Annotated in this window: 19 protein-coding genes; 4 read left to right on the top strand and 15 right to left on the bottom strand. The window is 66.5% G+C overall.

Annotated features, from left to right (window positions below; genetic code table 11):
- The first annotated feature begins 4 nt into the window (after positions 1–4).
- Positions 5–1,132 carry a fatty acid desaturase family protein gene (locus NUW51_RS12540; RefSeq protein ID WP_265587852.1) on the top strand — a complete coding sequence of 376 codons (1,128 nt, stop codon included), beginning with the start codon at positions 5–7 and terminating at the stop codon, positions 1,130–1,132.
- A gap of 23 nt (positions 1,133–1,155) precedes the next feature.
- Here the strand turns inward: NUW51_RS12540 and lptG are convergent, their stop codons facing one another.
- The gene (gene lptG, locus NUW51_RS12545; RefSeq protein WP_322597096.1) at positions 1,156–2,253 is read right to left on the bottom strand and encodes an LPS export ABC transporter permease LptG; all 1,098 of its coding nucleotides are present in this window, start codon (positions 2,251–2,253) and stop codon (positions 1,156–1,158) included.
- Positions 2,250–3,494 (bottom strand): LptF/LptG family permease, encoded by a 1,245-nt coding sequence (locus tag NUW51_RS12550; protein WP_265587990.1) that lies wholly within the window; start codon positions 3,492–3,494, stop codon positions 2,250–2,252. Before NUW51_RS12550 ends, lptG begins: the two co-directional genes overlap by 4 nt.
- 113 nt (positions 3,495–3,607) lie before the next feature.
- Between NUW51_RS12550 and NUW51_RS12555 the strand changes: the two genes are divergently transcribed.
- Positions 3,608–4,126 carry a DUF2141 domain-containing protein gene (locus tag NUW51_RS12555; RefSeq protein ID WP_265587853.1) on the top strand — a complete coding sequence of 173 codons (519 nt, stop codon included), beginning with the start codon at positions 3,608–3,610 and terminating at the stop codon, positions 4,124–4,126.
- Positions 4,127–4,135: 9 nt separating this feature from the next.
- On the opposite strand, the gene NUW51_RS12560 is transcribed toward NUW51_RS12555, so the two are convergent.
- From NUW51_RS12560 to obgE, 5 genes are all read right to left on the bottom strand, one after another.
- Entirely contained in the window at positions 4,136–6,115 is a 1,980-nt protein-coding gene (locus NUW51_RS12560; RefSeq protein ID WP_265587854.1) for a response regulator, read from the bottom strand.
- A gap of 38 nt (positions 6,116–6,153) precedes the next feature.
- Entirely contained in the window at positions 6,154–7,395 is a 1,242-nt protein-coding gene (gene spt / locus NUW51_RS12565) for a serine palmitoyltransferase (RefSeq protein ID WP_265587855.1), read from the bottom strand.
- Positions 7,392–7,634, bottom strand: a complete 243-nt coding sequence (locus NUW51_RS12570) for an acyl carrier protein (protein ID WP_265587856.1) — start codon at positions 7,632–7,634, stop codon at positions 7,392–7,394. The genes spt and NUW51_RS12570 overlap by 4 nt, the downstream gene beginning before the upstream one ends.
- Positions 7,635–7,899: 265 nt before the next feature.
- The gene (locus NUW51_RS12575) at positions 7,900–8,823 is read right to left on the bottom strand and encodes an NAD-dependent epimerase/dehydratase family protein (RefSeq protein ID WP_265587857.1); all 924 of its coding nucleotides are present in this window, start codon (positions 8,821–8,823) and stop codon (positions 7,900–7,902) included.
- The gene (gene obgE / locus NUW51_RS12580; RefSeq protein WP_265587858.1) at positions 8,820–9,884 is read right to left on the bottom strand and encodes a GTPase ObgE; all 1,065 of its coding nucleotides are present in this window, start codon (positions 9,882–9,884) and stop codon (positions 8,820–8,822) included. Before obgE ends, NUW51_RS12575 begins: the two co-directional genes overlap by 4 nt.
- Before the next feature lie 99 nt (positions 9,885–9,983).
- Here obgE and NUW51_RS12585 point away from each other — a divergent pair, with 99 nt between their 5' ends.
- The gene (locus NUW51_RS12585; RefSeq protein WP_265587859.1) at positions 9,984–10,499 is read left to right on the top strand and encodes a VOC family protein; all 516 of its coding nucleotides are present in this window, start codon (positions 9,984–9,986) and stop codon (positions 10,497–10,499) included.
- A gap of 15 nt (positions 10,500–10,514) precedes the next feature.
- Here the strand turns inward: NUW51_RS12585 and NUW51_RS12590 are convergent, their stop codons facing one another.
- Entirely contained in the window at positions 10,515–11,072 is a 558-nt protein-coding gene (locus tag NUW51_RS12590; RefSeq protein WP_265587860.1) for a TetR/AcrR family transcriptional regulator, read from the bottom strand.
- Between the two features lie 84 nt (positions 11,073–11,156).
- On the opposite strand from NUW51_RS12590, the gene NUW51_RS12595 reads away from it, so the two are divergent.
- Complete coding sequence (locus NUW51_RS12595) at positions 11,157–12,029, top strand: metal-dependent hydrolase (protein ID WP_265587861.1); 873 nt, start codon at positions 11,157–11,159, stop codon at positions 12,027–12,029.
- Between the two features lie 146 nt (positions 12,030–12,175).
- On the opposite strand, the gene NUW51_RS12600 is transcribed toward NUW51_RS12595, so the two are convergent.
- The 7 genes from NUW51_RS12600 to NUW51_RS12630 all read right to left on the bottom strand — a co-directional run bounded on the left by NUW51_RS12600 (position 12,176) and on the right by NUW51_RS12630 (position 16,866).
- Complete coding sequence (locus NUW51_RS12600) at positions 12,176–12,712, bottom strand: GNAT family N-acetyltransferase (protein ID WP_265587862.1); 537 nt, start codon at positions 12,710–12,712, stop codon at positions 12,176–12,178.
- A gap of 180 nt (positions 12,713–12,892) precedes the next feature.
- Positions 12,893–13,162 (bottom strand): 50S ribosomal protein L27, encoded by a 270-nt coding sequence (gene rpmA / locus NUW51_RS12605; protein WP_265587863.1) that lies wholly within the window; start codon positions 13,160–13,162, stop codon positions 12,893–12,895.
- A gap of 2 nt (positions 13,163–13,164) precedes the next feature.
- Entirely contained in the window at positions 13,165–13,662 is a 498-nt protein-coding gene (rplU, locus tag NUW51_RS12610; RefSeq protein ID WP_265587864.1) for a 50S ribosomal protein L21, read from the bottom strand.
- Between the two features lie 151 nt (positions 13,663–13,813).
- On the bottom strand, positions 13,814–14,149 hold the full coding sequence (hspQ, locus tag NUW51_RS12615) for a heat shock protein HspQ (protein ID WP_265587865.1): 336 nt from the start codon (positions 14,147–14,149) through the stop codon (positions 13,814–13,816).
- A 29-nt stretch (positions 14,150–14,178) separates the two neighbouring features.
- Positions 14,179–15,570 (bottom strand): sensor histidine kinase, encoded by a 1,392-nt coding sequence (locus tag NUW51_RS12620; RefSeq protein WP_265587866.1) that lies wholly within the window; start codon positions 15,568–15,570, stop codon positions 14,179–14,181.
- Positions 15,567–16,286 carry a response regulator gene (locus NUW51_RS12625; RefSeq protein WP_265587867.1) on the bottom strand — a complete coding sequence of 240 codons (720 nt, stop codon included), beginning with the start codon at positions 16,284–16,286 and terminating at the stop codon, positions 15,567–15,569. The genes NUW51_RS12620 and NUW51_RS12625 overlap by 4 nt, the downstream gene beginning before the upstream one ends.
- Positions 16,287–16,356: 70 nt before the next feature.
- Complete coding sequence (locus NUW51_RS12630; protein WP_265587868.1) at positions 16,357–16,866, bottom strand: EF-hand domain-containing protein; 510 nt, start codon at positions 16,864–16,866, stop codon at positions 16,357–16,359.
- Positions 16,867–16,915 lie beyond the last annotated feature (49 nt).

Genomic DNA, 16,915 nt, shown 5'->3' on the forward strand with positions numbered 1-16,915 from the left:
CATCATGACCTTCGAGAGCAAGACCATCGCCCCCGCCGAGACGGGCTTCATGCTGGCCGGCGCGTCGGCCCGCACGGCTGCGCCCGTGCGCAAGGCGGTGAAGAAAAGCAATGACGACAAGGCGATGCTCAAGGCCGCTGCGCAGCTGACGCGCGACCTCAACCGTCCCGATGCGCGCATCTTCTGGGCCGACATGCTCGGCTCGGTGCTGCTAGGTTATCTCGGACTGGCCGCGACGATCCTCGTCGGGCCGATGGCGCTCAAGCTCGTCTTCGGGGCGATGGCGACGCTGGCGCTCTATCGCGCCGGCAGCTTCATCCACGAAATTTCGCACATCAAGCGTGGCGACCTGCCCTATTTCCGGCTGGCGTGGAACGCGCTGGTCGGGGTACCGCTGTTCGCGCCGTCCTTCATGTACGAGGGTGTCCACAACCAGCATCACGCCAAGACCAAGTTCGGGACCATCGAGGACCCGGAATATCTGCCGCTTGCCTCGATGAAGCCCTGGAGCCTGCCGCTGTTCATGCTGTTCGGCACGCTGGCGCCGGTGCTGCTCCTCTTCCGCTTTGCCGTGCTCGCACCGCTGAGCTTCTTCTCGCGCCGCCTGCGCCGCCAGGTCGTCGAGAAATATTCGGGGCTGCAGATCAATCCCGATTTCCGCCGCGCCTGGCCCGAGGGCGAGTTCGCCAGGCAATTCACCTATCAGGAAGTGGGCAGCGTCATCTGGAGCTGGCTGCTGATCGGTTCGGTGGCGAGCGGGGTGGTGCCGCTGTCGGCCTTCGTCACCTTCATGGTGGTGGCCTGCGCGCTGATGGGCTTGAACCAGCTGCGCACGCTGGTCGCGCATCTGTGGGAGAATGACGAGCGCCAGCCGGTGTCGGTGACCGAGCAGTATCTCGACAGTGTCAACGTGCCGCCGCCCAACCTCCTGTCCGCTTTGTGGGCGCCGGTGGGCCTGCGCTATCACGCGCTGCATCACCTGCTGCCGGGTGTGCCTTACCATAATCTCGGCAAGGCGCATGCGCGGCTGTCGAGCGAACTGGAAGCGGGGTCGGCCTATCATCGGACGACCGCCACGGGGCTGTGGCCGCTGGTCGCGAACCTCGCGCGTCAGACGCTCAAGAGCCGCTAACGGCTGCGCCGACGTGGCGGCGCTTACTCTTCCGATCGAATGAGAATGGCTTCGCCCAGTGCGGCGAAGAGCATCACCGGTCCCCATGTCGCGAGCAGGGGCGAATAGACGCCTGCATTGCCCATCGCGAGGCTGAAATTGTCGGCCACGAAATAGGCGAAGCCCAAAGCCATGCCGATCACCGCGCGCAGCAGGAGCTGGCCCGAGCGGGCGAGGCCGAAGGCGGCGACGGCGGCCAGCAGCGGCATGAGGATGGTCGAGATGGGCCCCGTGATCTTGTGCCACCAGCCCGCGCGCGCGACGGTGGTCGACAGCTCCGCGGCCTCGAGATCGTCGATGGTGCGGCCCAGTTCGACGATGTTCAATGCCTCGGGATCGACCTTGGCGAGGCGGAACTGCGCGGGTTCGACCCCTTGAAGGCCGGTTTCGCGTGCCGTCTCGGTCACGAGGTTCATCTCGGCATCGTAGCGGCGGATATTCTCGAACGCCCAGCGATCGCCGTAGGGCCGGGCGCGCTCGACCTCGACGATACGCGCGACGCTGCCCGCCTCGCGTTCGTAGAGGGTGAGGCCCGACAGCTGGAAGTCCATGCCCCGACCCGAGGCGCGGCGCGCGTGGACGAGGGTGCCGTCCTGCGCCAGCCAGATGTTGGCATAGATGCCGGTGTCGGGCGGGATGGGCTCATAGTCGCTGTCCTTCCACGCGTTGATGACGCGGGCGGAATCCACCACCACCGCCTCGTTGAAGGCGAACAGGAGGCCGCCGAGCCCCGCCGCCGCGATGATCAGCGGCGCGAGGATCTGGTGCGCCGACAGGCCCGCCGCCTTCATCGAGATCACTTCGCTATTCTGGTTCAGGCCGGCAAAGGCGATGAGGCAGCCCAAGAGCACCGAGAAGGGGAGGAAGCGGCTGACGAGCATGGGCAGGCGCAGGCTGGCGTAGCGCCACAGGTCGGCCTCGCTGTTTCCCTCGATGGCGAGGATCTTGCCGCTCTCGCCCAAGAGATCGAGCATCAGGAGGACGAGCACCAGCGCCACCAGCACGGCGAGGCTGCGGGTCACCATCAGCTTGACCATGTAGAGCGCGAGGCGGCGCGAGGGCATGAAATCCATGTTGATCATGAGCTGGCGGCCTCCCCCGCGTTGCGTTCGGCCTCGCGGCGGGCGAGCGCGCGGGCGCGCGGGTTGGGCAGCACCTTCTTCACCGCCTTGGCGATGGAGGCGAAGGCGGCCTCGAGCGCGCCGATGGGTTGGCCGCCGGGGCGGTGGGCGATGACGTGGTACATCCAGCCGATCATGATGATGAAGGCGAAGAAAGGCGTGTAGAGCGCGAGTTCGGGATTGAGGCGCCCCTGTGCGCCCGCGCCCTGCGCATATTGGTTGATCTTGTGATAGGTCACGACGGTGACGATGGCGACGAAGATGCCGAGCGAGGAGGATGATCGCTTGGGCGGTACGGCGAGCGCGACCGCGAGCAGCGGCAGCATCAGCATCATGATGACCTCGACGAGCCGGAAATGCAGGTTGGCGCGCGCGGCGAGGCGATTGTCGAGACTGGCCTCGGGGGTGAAATAGGCGAGGCGGGTCAGCTCCGGCAGGTAAAGCTCGCGGATCTGGTCGAGCCCGCGTTCACGGAAACTGCCGACCTGCGGCAGGCTGACGGGCAGGTCGTAGCTGTCGAAGGCGAGCGTGCGCGGCGTGGCGAAGCCGGGCTCGTCCTGGATCAGGCGACCGTTCTTGAGGCGGAAGATGATGGTGTCGGGATCGTCGGTGGCGAGGAATTCGCCGCGCTCGGCGGTGGCGGCGACGTCCATCTCGTCAGTCTTCAGCGAGACGAAGATGCCCGACAGGTCGCTGCCCTCGTCCTCCGACTTGTCGATGCGCAGCGTCAGATTGTCGCCGAGGCGGTTGAACTCGCCGACCTTGATCGAGGCACCGAGCGTGCCCGAGCGCAAATCGAACTGGAGGCCTTCGTAATTGTAGCGCGTATAGGGCTCGACATAGGAGACGATGAAGAGGTTCAGCGCCATGAGCGCTAGCGCATACATGTAGGGCACACGCAACATGCGGCCATAGCCCACGCCGATGCCGCGCAAGGCGTCGAGCTCGGAGGACAGGGCGAGGCTGCGGAAGGCGAGGAGGATGCCGAGGAGAAGCCCGATCGGGATGCCCAGCGCGAAATATTCGGGCAGCATGTTGGCGAGCAGTTGCCACACCACGCTGACCGGCCCGCCCGCAGAGATGACGAAGTCGAACAGGCGCAGCATCTTGTCGAGCACCAGCAGCATCGCCGCGAGCAGCAGCGTGCCGACCAGCGGGACGAAAATGGCTCGTCCGAGGTAGCGGTCGATCAGCGCCATTATTCTCCCGTTCATCAACCGACCATGAAAATGCCCAAATTCCGACCATAAGGGACGGCTGGGGCGCCTCGTGAGGCGCGGCTGCCCCCTGTGCCCATAGCCCGGAAGCCAAGTCAATGATCTCCAAACCGCTGTTTGCCGTCAAAAGTGCCGCACTGCTCGCGCTGGCCGCCACGGGGCTCGCCAGTCCGGCGCAGGCCGCGGTGAGCGTCCTTGGCGACATCGCCGCCTGCGATGCTGGCAAGCCGGCGGTGCTGATCCGCGTCTCGGGCTTCAAGGAGCAGCGCGGCAAGATCCGCCTGTCGCTCTATGACGGCAATCCCGACAATTGGCTGGAAGGCGGCAAGAAAATCCATCATGTCACGGTCGACGTGCCCTCGCGCGGCGATGTCGATGTCTGTGTCGCGGTGCCGCGGCCGGGCACTTATGCCTTCGCGCTGCAGCACGATCTCGACAATGACAAGGAAATGAGCCGCCGCGACGGCGGGGCCTTTTCCAACAATCCGAGCATCACGCTGCTCGATCGCAAGCCCAAGTTTCGCGAGGCCGCCTTTACCGTGGGCAATGGCACCAAGCGGATGGGCATCCGCCTCCTGTATTTGAAGGGCCTGTCGATCGGGCCCTGGCGCAAGTAGCGCCGCGGGTCAGCCGAGCGCGCTTCGCGGGGCGGGCTTGATCGCCGACTTGAGCGCATCAGCCACCGATTTCGACAAGGCACCGACCGTGAAGGGCTTGCGCAGCAGTTCATGGTCGGCGAGCTCGTCGCTCTGGTCATCGCCGACATAGCCGGTGACGAACAGCACGGCGAGATCGGGCTCGCGCGCTTTCAAATGGCGAACGAGTTCGGTGCCGGTCATCTCGGGCATGATGACGTCGGAGATGACGAGGTCGAACTTGCCCGGTTCGAACAGCGCCAATGCCTCGTCGCCGCTGCCGCAGCTGACGGGGTCGTAGCCCAAATCCTCCAGCGCGCCGACGGTGGCGGTGCGCACGCGTGGATCGTCCTCGACGAGGAGGATGCGCGCGTTGGCGCAGACCATGCTGTCGTCCTGGTCGTGGGCGAGGGGGTCGGCGGGCACGGCCTGCGGCGCATTGGCCTCGAGCGCGGTGCGCGGCAAGTAGATGGACACGGTGGTGCCGGTGCCGACCTTGGTGTCGATGCCGATGTCGCCACCCGACTGGTGCGCGAAGCCGAAAATCTGCGACAGGCCGAGCCCGGTGCCCTTGCCCACTTCCTTGGTGGTGAAGAAGGGTTCGAAGGCGCGCTCGCGCACTTCCTCGCTCATCCCCTTGCCGGTGTCGGACACCGAGACGCGGACATAATCGCCGGCGCGGATGTCGCCGACCTCGCCATCGCCCAGCGTCACGTTCCTGGCGCTGATGACGAGTTGTCCCTCGCCCTCCATCGCGTCGCGGGCATTGAGCGCGAGGTTGAGCAAGGCGTTTTCGAACTGGTGGGCATCAACGAAGACGGGCCAGGTCTCGTCGGCCATGGCATAGGTGATGTTGATCTGTTCGCCGAGCGTGCGGTCGAGCAGCTCGCGCATCGAGCCGATCATAGCGCCAGCCTCGACGCGTTCAGGGAGCAGCGGCTCGGCGCGGGCGAAGGAGAGCAGGCGGCGGGTCAGCGCGGCGGCGCGGGTGGCCCCCTCCATCGCATTGGTGAGGTGGGCCATGAGGTCGCGGCGCGGGCCGTCGATGTGGCGGCGCGCAAGGTCGAGCCCGCCGACGACAACCGCGAGCATGTTGTTGAAGTCGTGCGCGATGCCGCCGGTCAGCTGGCCGACGGCTTCCATCTTCTGGGCCTGGCGGAGGCGGGCTTCGGCGGCCTCGCGCTCCTCGGCCTCGGCACGCAGCGCCTCGTTGGCGGCGGACAGTTCGGCGGTGCGCTCGGCGACGGCTTCCTCGAGCGCATCGGCGCGCTCGGTCTCCTGCTCGGCTTCCTTTCGGGTGAGCGCATATTGGCGCAGCACCTCGAAGGCGAGCCCGCCGAGGAAAATGGCGATGAGCCCCGAAATGGCCCCGAGCCAGATGAGATAGTCGTTGAGGCGGTTGGCGCGCGCGGCGAACAGCTGGGTCGCGTCGATCGAGGAAGACAGCGCCTCGCGCTCCGCATCGGCGATATCCTGAAGCGCGCTGCGCAGCCTCGGCCCCGTGGTCGAGCGACCAGCCGCATAATAGAGGCTGACCCCGCCTTCTCGCTGCTTTGCGGCGGCGGCGCGGGCGGCGGCCGAAAGCTCGTCGTCGCGGGCGTTGAAGAGGGCAACGAGCTGCTCGACCCGCTCGCGCTGCTCGGGGCGGGCGCGGGTGAGGCGGTAGAGCTGGTTCAGCTGCTGCCGGGCGAGGCGCCAATTGTTGTAGTAGAGATTGCCGCTCTCGGTCTCCTCGTCGAGGACGAAGCGGCCGAGCGCGGCCTCGGAGCGCGACATGCTGGCATCGAGCGTGCGGGTGAGCAGGGTGACGTCATAGGCGGCGCGCTCGCGCTCCATGGCCGCATCGCGGGCACCGGACGAGACCGAGACGAGCCAGATCGTGCCGAGCAGGGCGAGCATGGCCATGAGGCCGATGACCGCGACTCCGGCGCGTCGCCACTCGGCCGCGCCCTTCTGTTCCCCACCCGTCATTGGCTCGACCATAAGCGAACGCACCGATGGTTAAAAGGTCAGATACATCCGGTCTTCTTGCCGGCCCGTTCGAACATGCCGAGAATGTCGCCGACCTGTTCGTCCGAATGCAGTGCGCAGAGCGAGCAGCGCAGGAGTGTCATCCCCGCGGGCGTCGCGGGCGGGCGCGCGAGATTGACGTAAAGGCCCTCGTGGAGGAGCGCTTCCCACATCATGGCGCCTTTTTCGAGGTCGGGCATGATGACGCTGATGATCGCCGATTGCGGCTCCTTGGTGCCAAGGATGAAGCCCATGTCGGTGAGCCCCTTGTGGAGGCGGCGCGAGTTTTTCCAGAGGTGCTCGCGCTTGTCCTTGGCCGTCATGATCTTGCGGATCGAGGTCGCGGCAGTGGCGACGACGCTGGGCGGCAGCGAGGCGGTGAAGACATAGCCGCGGCTGACGAGGCGCATGATCTCGAACTTGGGATGGTTGGAGACGCAATAGCCGCCGACCGTGCCGACCGACTTGGAGAAGGTGCCGATGATGAAGTCGACATCGTCGATCACGCCCTGCGCTTCGCACACGCCGCGGCCATGTTCGCCGATGAAGCCCATCGAATGGGCTTCGTCGACCAGCACCATGGCGCCATATTTCTTGGCGAGCGGGACCATCTTGTCCAAGGGCGCGACGTCGCCGAGCATCGAATAGACGCCCTCGAGGATGACGAGCTTGCCGGCGCCTTCGGGCAGGCGCTTCAGGCGCTTTTCCAGCGCTTCGATGTCATTGTGGCGGAAGGGCACGACATTGGCGTTGCCCATCGCGCAGCCATCGAAGATGGAGGCGTGGCTGTCCACGTCGAGGATGATGTAGTCATCCTTGCCCGCGATCGTCGAGATGATGCCGGTGTTGGCGAGATAGCCCGTCGAGAAGACCATCGCATGGTCCATGTCGAAGAACTCGCGCAGCGCTTCTTCCACGTCCTTGTGACCGGCATAGGTGCCGTTGAGGACGCGGCTGCCGGTGGTTCCGGCACCGAACTCGTCCAAGGCTTTTTTGCCCGCCGCGATGACGTCGGGATCGAAGGTCATGTCCATGTAATTATAGGTGCCGAGCAGGATCGTCTCGCGGCCGTTGCAGATGGCGACGGTGGGCGAGACGACGCGTTCCATGACGAGGTTGAAGGGGTCGGTGACCCCGGTCGCCAGCAGCGCCTCGCGCTGGTCGATCAGCGGCTGGAACTTGTCGAACAGGTCGCCGCCGGTCGGGGCACCGCCTGCGAGGTTCGCACCGGTGCCGCTCACTCGGCCATCTCCGTCACCGCGTCGATCAGCTGGCCGACATTCTCGATCTCGGCCTGCTGGTTCATCGTGATGAGGATATCGAATTCGTCCTCCACCTCGGCGACGAAGTCGAGGACGGTGAGGCTGTCCCATTCGAGGTCCTGCGCGAAGCGGGTGTCTTCGGAGACGTCGACGCCTTTTTTGTTATATTCCTCGATGAGGGTGAAGAGGCGGGTTTTCACATCTGCGCGGTCGGTCATGGTTCAAGCCCTTATGTCTGCTGGCGCGCATTGGCAATGGAAAGCGGCGAAAACGGGGCGCTGTTGGATGAAATCCGAACAGTGTCCACTTTGTCCACTTCGTCGAACTTTGCATCGGGACGACAGCGATCCATTGGCGCGAATTGTTTCAGGACAATTCCTACTTTTCCAGTAGAAAGGGAGGAAGCCTCGGCGCGGCCCGACAATGGATGCGAACATTGTCGATGGCATGGATCCCAGCCTTCGCTGGGATGACGGGAGGGGGCTAGAGCCAGCCCTTGTCGCGATACCAGGCGGCGGTGGCGGCGAGGCCCTCGTCGGTGGGGATGGCGGCTTGCCACAGGTCGGGGGCGGGGCGGTGGTCGGGCCGCACGGTCCAGTCGGGGTGGCAGAAATAGGCGGCGCGGTCGGGGGTGAGCTTGGCGCCCTTGCCGCGCAGGAGCTTGTCGAGCTGGGCGCCGAGCCGGACCATGTTGCGGGGCATCGACAGGGTCCTGACCTTGTCGCGCCCGACGGCGTGACCGATGGCCTGTGCGAATTCCTCCTGGCTCCAGCCGCCCTCGCGCCCGTCGTCGGGTTCGAGGAGGAGGCCGGGGCGGCCCTTGCCGGTGGCGAGGTCGAGGAGCAGGTCGGCGAGATCGTCGGCGTGGATGAGGCTCAACCGACCCTTGGGCGGCAGCGGCACGAAGCCGCGCTGCGCGAACTGGAAGAGCTCCAATGTCTCGCGGTCGCCGGGGCCGTAGACGGCGGGCGGGCGGATGATGAGCTGGTCGAGGCCGCTGATGCGCACGGCGTTTTCGCTGCGCGCCTTGGAGGCGCCGTAGAGCGAGATGCTTGGTTCGCGCGCGGCGAGGCTGGAGACATGGACGAAGCGGGGCGATCCCGACGCGCTGGCGGCGGCGAGGAGGTTCCTGGTGCCCGTCACATTGCCATGGTCGAAGCCGGCGGCGTCGGGGGCGTTGATGACGCCTGCGATGTGGATGATGGCGGAGGCACCGTCGCACAGGCGGGCGAGGGCGTCATGGTCGTCGAGGTCGCCCTGGACCCAGGCGACGCCGTCCTGCTCGGGCTGGAGGCGACGGGTCAGGCAGGTGAGCGAGAGGCCGCGCGCGGCGGCGCGGGTGAGGAGGCGACCACCGACAAAGCCGGTGGCGCCGGTGACCGCGAGGCGACCTGCCGGTACGCTCACAGCGGGGACCAGTCGCCCGTGCCTTCTTCCTCATCCTCGGCGTCGCCATCAGCGGGCGCGGCGGTCTTGCGCTCGGGCAGGATCGAGATGATGCGGTCGAGCAGCGGGTCGAGGCCGGTACCCGCCATGGCGCTAAGTTCGAGGAGGTCGGTCACGCCGAGCGCGGCCAGTTCCTCACGGGCGATGGCAAGGACGTCCTCGTCGACGGTGTCGATGCGCGACAGGCAGACGATTTCTTCCTTGTCCTCGAGGTCGGCACCATAGGCTTCGAGCTCGCCGCGCACGGTCTGATAGGCCTTGGCGGGGTCGCCGCCGTCGGCGTCGATGAGGTGGACGAGGATCTTGGTGCGCTCGACATGGCCCAAGAAGCGGTCGCCGATGCCCGCGCCCTCCGCCGCGCCCTCGATGAGGCCGGGGATGTCGGCCATGACGAAGTCGCGGTTCTTGTGCTGGACGACGCCCAATTTGGGATTGAGCGTGGTGAAGGGATAAGCGCCGGTCTTGGCCTTGGCGTTGGTGACCGCGTTCAAAAGCGTGGACTTGCCCGCATTGGGCAGGCCGACGAGGCCGACGTCGGCGAGCAGCTTCAGGCGCAGCCAGACCCAGGCCTCCTCGCCCGGCTCGCCCGGCTGGTGCTGGCGCGGGGCGCGGTTGGTCGAGGTCTTGTAGGACAGGTTGCCGCGGCCGCCCATGCCGCCTTCGAGAAGGCGGACTTCCTGGCCTTCCTTCGTGAGGTCGGCGATCAGCGAGCGTTCCTCGTCATCGGCGAGGATCTGGGTGCCGATAGGGACATCGATATAGAGGGTGCGGCCCTGTGCGCCGGTCTGGTTGCGGCCCGCGCCGCCCTTGCCGCGCGGGGCCTTGAAATGCTGGGTGTAGCGAAAGTCGATGAGCGTGTTCAACGCGGGCACGGCGCGAAAGACGATATCGCCGCCCTTGCCGCCATTGCCGCCGTCGGGGCCGCCGAATTCGATATATTTCTCGCGGCGGAAGCTGACCGCACCGGGGCCGCCCGCGCCCGATGCCACGTAGATTTTCGCCTGGTCTAGAAAATGCGCCATGGCGCGCCCCTAGCGCAGTTCGCCGCAACTGGCGAGGGGGGGCGGAAACACGTGCCCGCCGCGCCGCTTTGGTTGCTCGAAACCGAAAAAGGAGACCCCATGGGCATCACCATGCAACGCATCCACCATGTCGGCGTGATCGTGACCGATATCGAGCGCTCGATGAAATTCTACAACACGCTCTTGGGTAAGGAACCCGACATCCGCACCGATGTCGCCAACAGCGCGGGGCTGAGCCGCCAGTTCGGGGTCGGCGAGGAGGCGGGCGATGCCAAGGTCAAGATCGCTTTTTATCATATCGACAATACAAGCTTCGAGATCATCGAGGTCGAACAGCCCAATACGATGCTCGACCAGCCCGAGGTGTTTCATGCGGGCGCCAAGCATGTCTGCTTCCAGGTCGAGGATTGCGATGCGACCTATGAGAAAATGAAGGCCGAGGGCTATGAATTCGTCTCCGAGCCCTGCCATTTCGATGAAGGCCAGCCCAAGCTCGAAGGCGTGAAATGGGCATATTTCCGCGATCCCGACGGCAATTTCCTCGAGATCATGGAGGACCCGGGCAAGGAAGGTTATGTCGGGCGCGAACCCGCCGCCGGACTGGAACCGGGCTAGAGTCGGGCTAGAGCTTCAGCGCAATTCGCCGAGGACAGCGAGGATCTGCTTGACCGCGATGTCATGGGCGACGGCAGGTTCGAGGTTGCAGGCCCGTGCGACCTCGGCGCCGACCAGCGCATCGCCGATGGCGAGGAGGACGAGCCCCATGGTGGCGCGGTCGAGCGCGCGGGTGTCGCCGGGTTCGGTGATCTTTTCGACGACGCTCGCGATGGCATGTTCGACGGGGGCGAGCGCCTCGCGGCGGCGCTGGAGCACGACCCAGGCGATGAGTTCGCCGAAATGCTGGTCGCGAAAGGCGGTGAACATTTCCTCGATGACGGGGCGCAGCTTGACCTTGCCCGCCTGGTAGCGGCCGATCGAGCCGGCGATCGAATCGGCGACCTCATGCGCGATCTCGTCGGCGAGCTGGGCGTGGAGCCCGTCGACCGAGCCGAAATGATGGAGCAGCGCGGCATGGGTGCGGCCCATGCGGCCCGCGACCGCCTTCAGCGTGACCGCCGCGGCACCTTGCTCGCGCAGGATGTCGCGCGCGGTCGCGACCGCGACGGCGCGGCTTTGCTCGGGGCTCATGCGTTTACGACTTGGTGACACTGTTGACATATTTGTCAGTAATATCCATCTAGATCGTCAAACGCATCCTTTAGGAGCAGCCACGTGGCCACCGCAACCGTTACGCCATCCGACCTTAGCATCACGCCGCGCGATCGCGAATTCGGGCGCGAGGGCGCGACGCCGCGCTGGTGGCACGGCGGCAACCCTTATGCGAGCGCCATGTACAATGCGCTGTCGGCGACCTTTCCCGACGGCGAGGCCTTTTTCGTGCGCTCGGTGCGGGCGTTCGCGAAGGATTGTCCCGAGGCGCTGAAAAAGGACATCAAGGCGTTCACGACGCAGGAAGCGATCCACAGTCGCGAACATGATGCGTTCAACAAGCGCGCGAGCGACAGCGGATATGACATGGTCCCGCTTTATGACCGCGTGAAAGAGCGGATCGCGCTGTTGGGCGACAAGCCGCCGATCGCGGCGCTGGCGGCGACGATGGTGCTTGAACATTATACCGCGATCCTCGCGCATGAGATCCTCGCCAATCCCAGGCATTTCGCGGGCGCCGAGGAGGCGACGGCGATGCTGTGGAAATGGCATGCCGCCGAGGAGATCGAGCATAAGGGCGTGGCCTATGACACCTGGCTTCATGCGACGCGCGACTGGTCGCGCTGGAAGCGGTGGCAAGTGAAGGCGAAGGTGATGCTATATGTGTCGAGCCACTTCTTCCCCGACCGGTTCAGGGGCGCGCTCTACCTGCTCGAGCAGGACGGGATCACGGGGTGGAAGGCCAAGTGGGGGCTGATCCGCTACGGGCTGATCTCGCCGGGCATGTTCCGCAAGATCCTCGGCGCGTGGCTGGAGTTCTTCCTGCCCAAATTCCATCCGTGGAACGAGGACGATCGCGCGCTGATCAAGGCCTATGAGGATGCCGAAGGGCATCGTTTCATGCGCAATGGCAAGAAGGTGCGCGCGGCGGCCTGAGGGCGCTGAGGTGGCGTTACGAAAAAAGGGGCGGTGCCGACGTGGCACCGCCCCTTTTTTCGTCATTGCGAGCGTAGCGAAGCAATCCAGCGGCACTGCCCATGGATTGCTTCGGCGCTTCGCTCCTCGCAATGACGCGGTTCGGGTCAGGCGACGGCTGGCTCTACAGTTTCCTCGTCGTTGAGCGCGAGCATGTAGAGGCGGCTCATGGCTTCCTCGCCGCGGCCGCAGCTGTGGCGCATCGCGTGGGTGCCGGTGGGGATAAAGCCGAGCTTTTCGAGGACGCGGCCCGAGGCGGGATTGTCGAGGAAATGCGCGGCCTCGATGCGCGCCCAGCCGAGCGTGCGGGCGACGTCGAGGGCGGCGCGGGCCGCCTCGGTCGCATAGCCGCGGCCCCAATGGGGTTCGGCGATCCAATAGCCCAGTTCGATCTCGCCCGAGGGGGCGTAGCCGAAGCCGACGACGCCGATGACCTCGGCGCTGTGCCGCAGGGTGATGAGCATGTTGGGTAGCGGCATTTCGTCGAGGCGCGCGAGGAAGGCCTGCGCCTGTTCGAGGCCATAGGGCCATGGCGCGCTGGCGAGATTGGCGACGATTCGCTTCGACCCCATTGCCTTGGCGAGCGCGGGCGCATCGCAACTCCAGCCGGGCCGGAGCAGCAGGTTCGTCGTCACTGCAAACATCTCACACCTCCTTTGCCGCCGCCCCTAGACGGGGACGGTGACAGTTCAGGGAGAAGTTTCGGACGCGCCCTTTACAATGATAGCGGGCACAAAAAAGAGAAGGGACCTGGAGCGGTCCCTTCTCCCATTTGTCTCAATGTCCGGACCGTCCCAGGTGGGATGGCCCGTTATCGACCAACCCTATTCGGCAGCTTCGCCCATCGGGGCTACGTGCACGTATTTGCGGCCGAGCTTGCCGTCACGGAACGTGACTCGGCCGTCGGTAAGCGCAAAAATGGTGTGGTCGCGGCCCAGGCCGACGTTGTCGCCCGGGTACCACTTGGTGCCGCGCTGGCGCACGATGATGTTGCCAGCGACGACGCTCTCGCCGCCAAACTTCTTGACGCCGAGATACTTCGGATTGGAATCGCGGCCGTTACGCGACGAGCCGCCTGCCTTCTTATGTGCCATTGTTACTTGCTCTCGGTCTTCTTGGCCGCGGGCTTCTTGGCTGCGGCAGTTTTCTTCGCTGCGGGCTTCTTAGCAGGTGCAGCATCCTTTGTCGACTTGGCGTCGGCCTTCTTGGCCGGAGCCTTCTTGGCTTCGGTCTTGGCCGGGGCATCGTCGCTCTTGGCAGCGGCCTTCTTGGAGGCTGCCTTCTTGGCGCCGCCCTTGCCGCCGATCGACAGGATCTCGAGGATCGTGTGCTGCTGGCGATGACCGCGCTTGCGGCGATAGTTGTGACGACGACGCTTCTTGAAGACGGTGACCTTCTCGCCCTTCGCCTGCGCCACGATGGTGGCGGCGACGGTCAGGCCGTCGGTCGACTGAAGGTCGGAGCCCTCGCCGGCGAGCAGGACGTCATCGAGGGTCACCGAATCGCCAGCGTCACCGCTGATCTTCTCGACGACGATCTTGTCTCCGGGGGCAACGCGATACTGCTTACCGCCGGTGCGCACGACTGCGAACATAAGCTCTTCTCTTCGGTCTAGTATTTATCTTTTCGGCCCAAGGCGAAGCGCCATCGAAAACGGCACCTGCGCGAGGGGATGGGGCCACCTATGGAAATCGCCCCTTGCTGTCAACCGATTCGCCCGACTTTCTCGGGCGTGATCGGGCCGATCAGTGGCGGCGTTCGGGGCGCAGGTGGTAGCGTCCCGCCTCGAAGCCGTCGAAGATCGAGGCGATGGCCGGGTGGACGATCTCTTCCTCGTCATCGTCGGCGACGAGGTTCTGCTGGCTGACATAGGCGATGTAGCTCGTCTCCTCATTCTCGGCGAGGAGGTGGTAGAAGGGCTGGTTCTTGGCCGGGCGCATGTCCTCGGGGATCGATTCATACCATTCGTCCGAATTGGCGAATTCGGGATCGACGTCGAAAATCACGCCGCGAAAATCGAGGAGCCGGTGGCGCACTACCTCGCCCAGGGCGAAGCGTGCGGTGGGAATCGCATTATTCATCGTCCAACCAATGTAGGCCCATGTGCGCCTCACACAAGCGGTGCACGCGGGAAATGGAGCCGCGCGCACAGCCCGGCCTTGCCATCGGGGCGGTCCCCAAGGTCGAGCCGTCCGCCGTGGCGGCGCATGATGGCAGCGACGATGGCGAGTCCGAGACCATGCCCGCCGGTGGCGCGATTGCGGCTCTGCTCGGCGCGCTCGAAGGGGCGCAGCAGCCGCGCGCGCAGTTCGGCGGGGATGCCGGGGCCGTCGTCGCACACCATGATGACCACTTCGCCGGGATAAGGGGCGAGCGAGAGGTGGACGGCGGTACCGTGACGAAGGCCATTGTCGATGAGGTTGGCGAGCGCGCGCTCGACCGAGGCGGCATCGCCGGGGAAGATGGCCGAGACTGGAGGGTCGACAGTGAGGGGCTGGCCAGCATAGCTCGCCGCGAGCCGGTCGAACAGCGCCGCATCGTCGACCATCGCGTCGGGCGCGGGCGCGCGATTGGCGCGAGCGAGGTCGAGCACCGCCTCGAACTGTTCGTGAAGGCGCTCTATCTGCTCGATCAGCGCGGCGCGGCGTTCCTCGTCCTCCACGCCCTCGACCTCGATCCGCAGCGCGGTGAGCGGGGTGCGCAGGTCGTGGCCGATGGCCCCCAGCATGACGTCCTTTTCGGACAGCATCGCGGCGATGCGCGCCTGCATGTCGTTCAAGGCGGCGGCGAGCGCGACGATGTCGCTCGGCCCCGTCTCGGGCAGCGGCGGGCCGGCGGCCCTGCCATCGAAGCGCTGCGCCGCGCCGGTGACCGCGCGGAGCGATCCGCCGACGCGGCGCAGGAGGAGGAGGGTCGGCAAGAGCACGGCGAGCGCGATCAGCAAGGACTGGAAGATCATGGCACCGATGAGGGGACGCAGCGGGCGCGGGCCGGGCACGGCGAGGCTGATCCAGCGTCCGTCCTGAAGCTGCGCGGCGAGGAGGAGGCGCTGGCGCGCTTCCTCACCGGGACGCGGCAGCCGCGGGTTGTCGAGGAGCCCGGCGCCGGCATCGCGCAGCGGCACGCCCGCGTCGGCAAAGGCGTCGGCGATGATCGCGTCGGCGACCGCGACGGGGTGGCTATTGGTGGCGAGCGGATCGGCCAATCCGACCTCGGCGCGGATGCGGCCCAAGGGGCGGTTGCGGCGCGGACCGAGGGCGCCGCGGGGCGGGCGCAGGCCGCGTGTCCCGCGCCGCTCGCCGATGCGCTCGACGCGGTCGAGGAGCAGGGGCTCGGCGGCGAGGAGCGCGAGCCGCTGGGCGCCGGGGACGATGGCGTCGTCGAGCAGCTGGGCGTGGCGGCGCTGGAGCGCGATGGCGAGGTTGAAGGCCTGGGCGAGGAGGATCGCGACCGCGACCAGCAGCGCGACCTGGCCCGACAAGGTGAGGCGGGGGCGAGTCATGCCTTTTCGACCGGGACGGCGAGGCTGTAGCCGGTGCCGTGGACGGTGCGGATGATCTCCGCCCCGCGCGGCCCCAGCTTCTTGCGAAGGCGCATGACCGCATTGTCGATCGCACGGTCGAAGGGATCGGCCTCGCGGCCCTTGGTGAGGTCGAGCAGCTGGTCGCGCGACAGGGCGCGGCCGGGGCGTTCGAGCAGGGTTAGGAGAAGCGTGTAGTCGCCGCTCGTCAGCTCGATCGCGCGGTCGCCCTCGCGCAGCAGCTGGTGCGCGGTGTCGAGGGTGAAATCGGCGAAGCGATAGGCGGGCAGCGCGGCCTCCTCGGCGGTGGGCGCGGTCTCGCGCGGGCGCGCGCGGCGCAGGATGGCCTTGAGGCGAGCGGTCAATTCGCGCGGATTGAACGGCTTGGTGAGATAATCGTCGGCGCCCATTTCGAGCCCGACGATGCGGTCGACATCTTCGGCGCGCGCGGAGAGGAAGAGGATGGGCAAGTCGCCGCCTTCGCGGATCGAGCGGGCGAGGCTCAAGCCATCCTCGCCGGGCAGCATGATGTCGAGAATGGCGGCGTCGAGCGCATAGGAGGCGAGCGCCTCGCGCGCGGCGGCGGCATCGGCGCAGGGCGTGACGCGATAGCCTTCGCGTTCGAGATAACGCACCAGCGGGGTGCGGATCGCGGGTTCGTCCTCGACGAGGAGGAGGTGGGGGCGTGTCGCGCTCATGGTCGGTGTTTTCCATGCAACGAGGGGGCCGGCATGGCCAGCCCCCTCGCGCCTCGGGGATGAGCGTGGGTTACTGGGAGCGCTGCTGGCGACGCTCGTGGCGACGTTCGCGCACCGTGTCGCGGGCGGCTGCGCGCTCGGCCTCGGTGAGGATACCGTTCTTGTCGGCATCGGCGCGCTCGAACATGGCGAGCGGGCGGGCCTGGAACTCGGCGAGGCTGAGCGCGCCGTCGCCGTTGCCGTCCATGCGGGCGAAGCGCTGTTCGTGGCGCTGGCCGCGATGCTCGCCGCGGCGCTCCATGTGCTGCTTGGCGCGCTCGCCGCGCTGCTCCATGCGCTCGGCGCGGCGCTCGTGACGCGCCTCGCGTGCGGCGTCCATCTCGGCGCTGGTGACGAGTCCGTTGCCGTCGGCATCGAGCTTGGCGAAATGCTCGGCGCTGCGGGCCTCGACATCGGCCAGCGTGATATCGCCCTCGACATGGCGCATGCCGGGCCCGCCGTGCGGCTGGGCCGCGAGCGCAGGGATGGCGACGAGGCCGGCGGCGGCGGCGGCGATGAGGGAAGTGCGGATCTTGTTCATGGGGTACTCCTTATGTGCTGATGATGCCGTTCTAGGAGCCCGGTGTCGC

Origin of the sequence: Sphingomicrobium arenosum (assembly GCF_026157085.1) — a bacterium.
Lineage (GTDB): Bacteria > Pseudomonadota > Alphaproteobacteria > Sphingomonadales > Sphingomonadaceae > Sphingomicrobium > Sphingomicrobium arenosum.

Bases quoted from the DNA above. Each gene is read 5' to 3' on its own strand.
- NUW51_RS12540 (WP_265587852.1), top strand. From the start codon at position 5: ATGACCTTCGAGAGCAAGACCATCGCCCCCGCCGAGACGGGCTTCATG.
- lptG (WP_322597096.1), bottom strand. From the start codon at position 2,253: ATGATCAACATGGATTTCATGCCCTCGCGCCGCCTCGCGCTCTACATG.
- NUW51_RS12555 (WP_265587853.1), top strand. From the start codon at position 3,608: ATGATCTCCAAACCGCTGTTTGCCGTCAAAAGTGCCGCACTGCTCGCG.
- NUW51_RS12560 (WP_265587854.1), bottom strand. From the start codon at position 6,115: ATGACGGGTGGGGAACAGAAGGGCGCGGCCGAGTGGCGACGCGCCGGA.
- NUW51_RS12570 (WP_265587856.1), bottom strand. From the start codon at position 7,634: ATGACCGACCGCGCAGATGTGAAAACCCGCCTCTTCACCCTCATCGAG.
- obgE (WP_265587858.1), bottom strand. From the start codon at position 9,884: ATGGCGCATTTTCTAGACCAGGCGAAAATCTACGTGGCATCGGGCGCG.
- NUW51_RS12585 (WP_265587859.1), top strand. From the start codon at position 9,984: ATGGGCATCACCATGCAACGCATCCACCATGTCGGCGTGATCGTGACC.
- NUW51_RS12590 (WP_265587860.1), bottom strand. From the start codon at position 11,072: ATGAGCCCCGAGCAAAGCCGCGCCGTCGCGGTCGCGACCGCGCGCGAC.
- NUW51_RS12600 (WP_265587862.1), bottom strand. From the start codon at position 12,712: ATGTTTGCAGTGACGACGAACCTGCTGCTCCGGCCCGGCTGGAGTTGC.
- rpmA (WP_265587863.1), bottom strand. From the start codon at position 13,162: ATGGCACATAAGAAGGCAGGCGGCTCGTCGCGTAACGGCCGCGATTCC.
- rplU (WP_265587864.1), bottom strand. From the start codon at position 13,662: ATGTTCGCAGTCGTGCGCACCGGCGGTAAGCAGTATCGCGTTGCCCCC.
- hspQ (WP_265587865.1), bottom strand. From the start codon at position 14,149: ATGAATAATGCGATTCCCACCGCACGCTTCGCCCTGGGCGAGGTAGTG.
- NUW51_RS12620 (WP_265587866.1), bottom strand. From the start codon at position 15,570: ATGACTCGCCCCCGCCTCACCTTGTCGGGCCAGGTCGCGCTGCTGGTC.
- NUW51_RS12625 (WP_265587867.1), bottom strand. From the start codon at position 16,286: ATGAGCGCGACACGCCCCCACCTCCTCCTCGTCGAGGACGAACCCGCG.
- NUW51_RS12630 (WP_265587868.1), bottom strand. From the start codon at position 16,866: ATGAACAAGATCCGCACTTCCCTCATCGCCGCCGCCGCCGCCGGCCTC.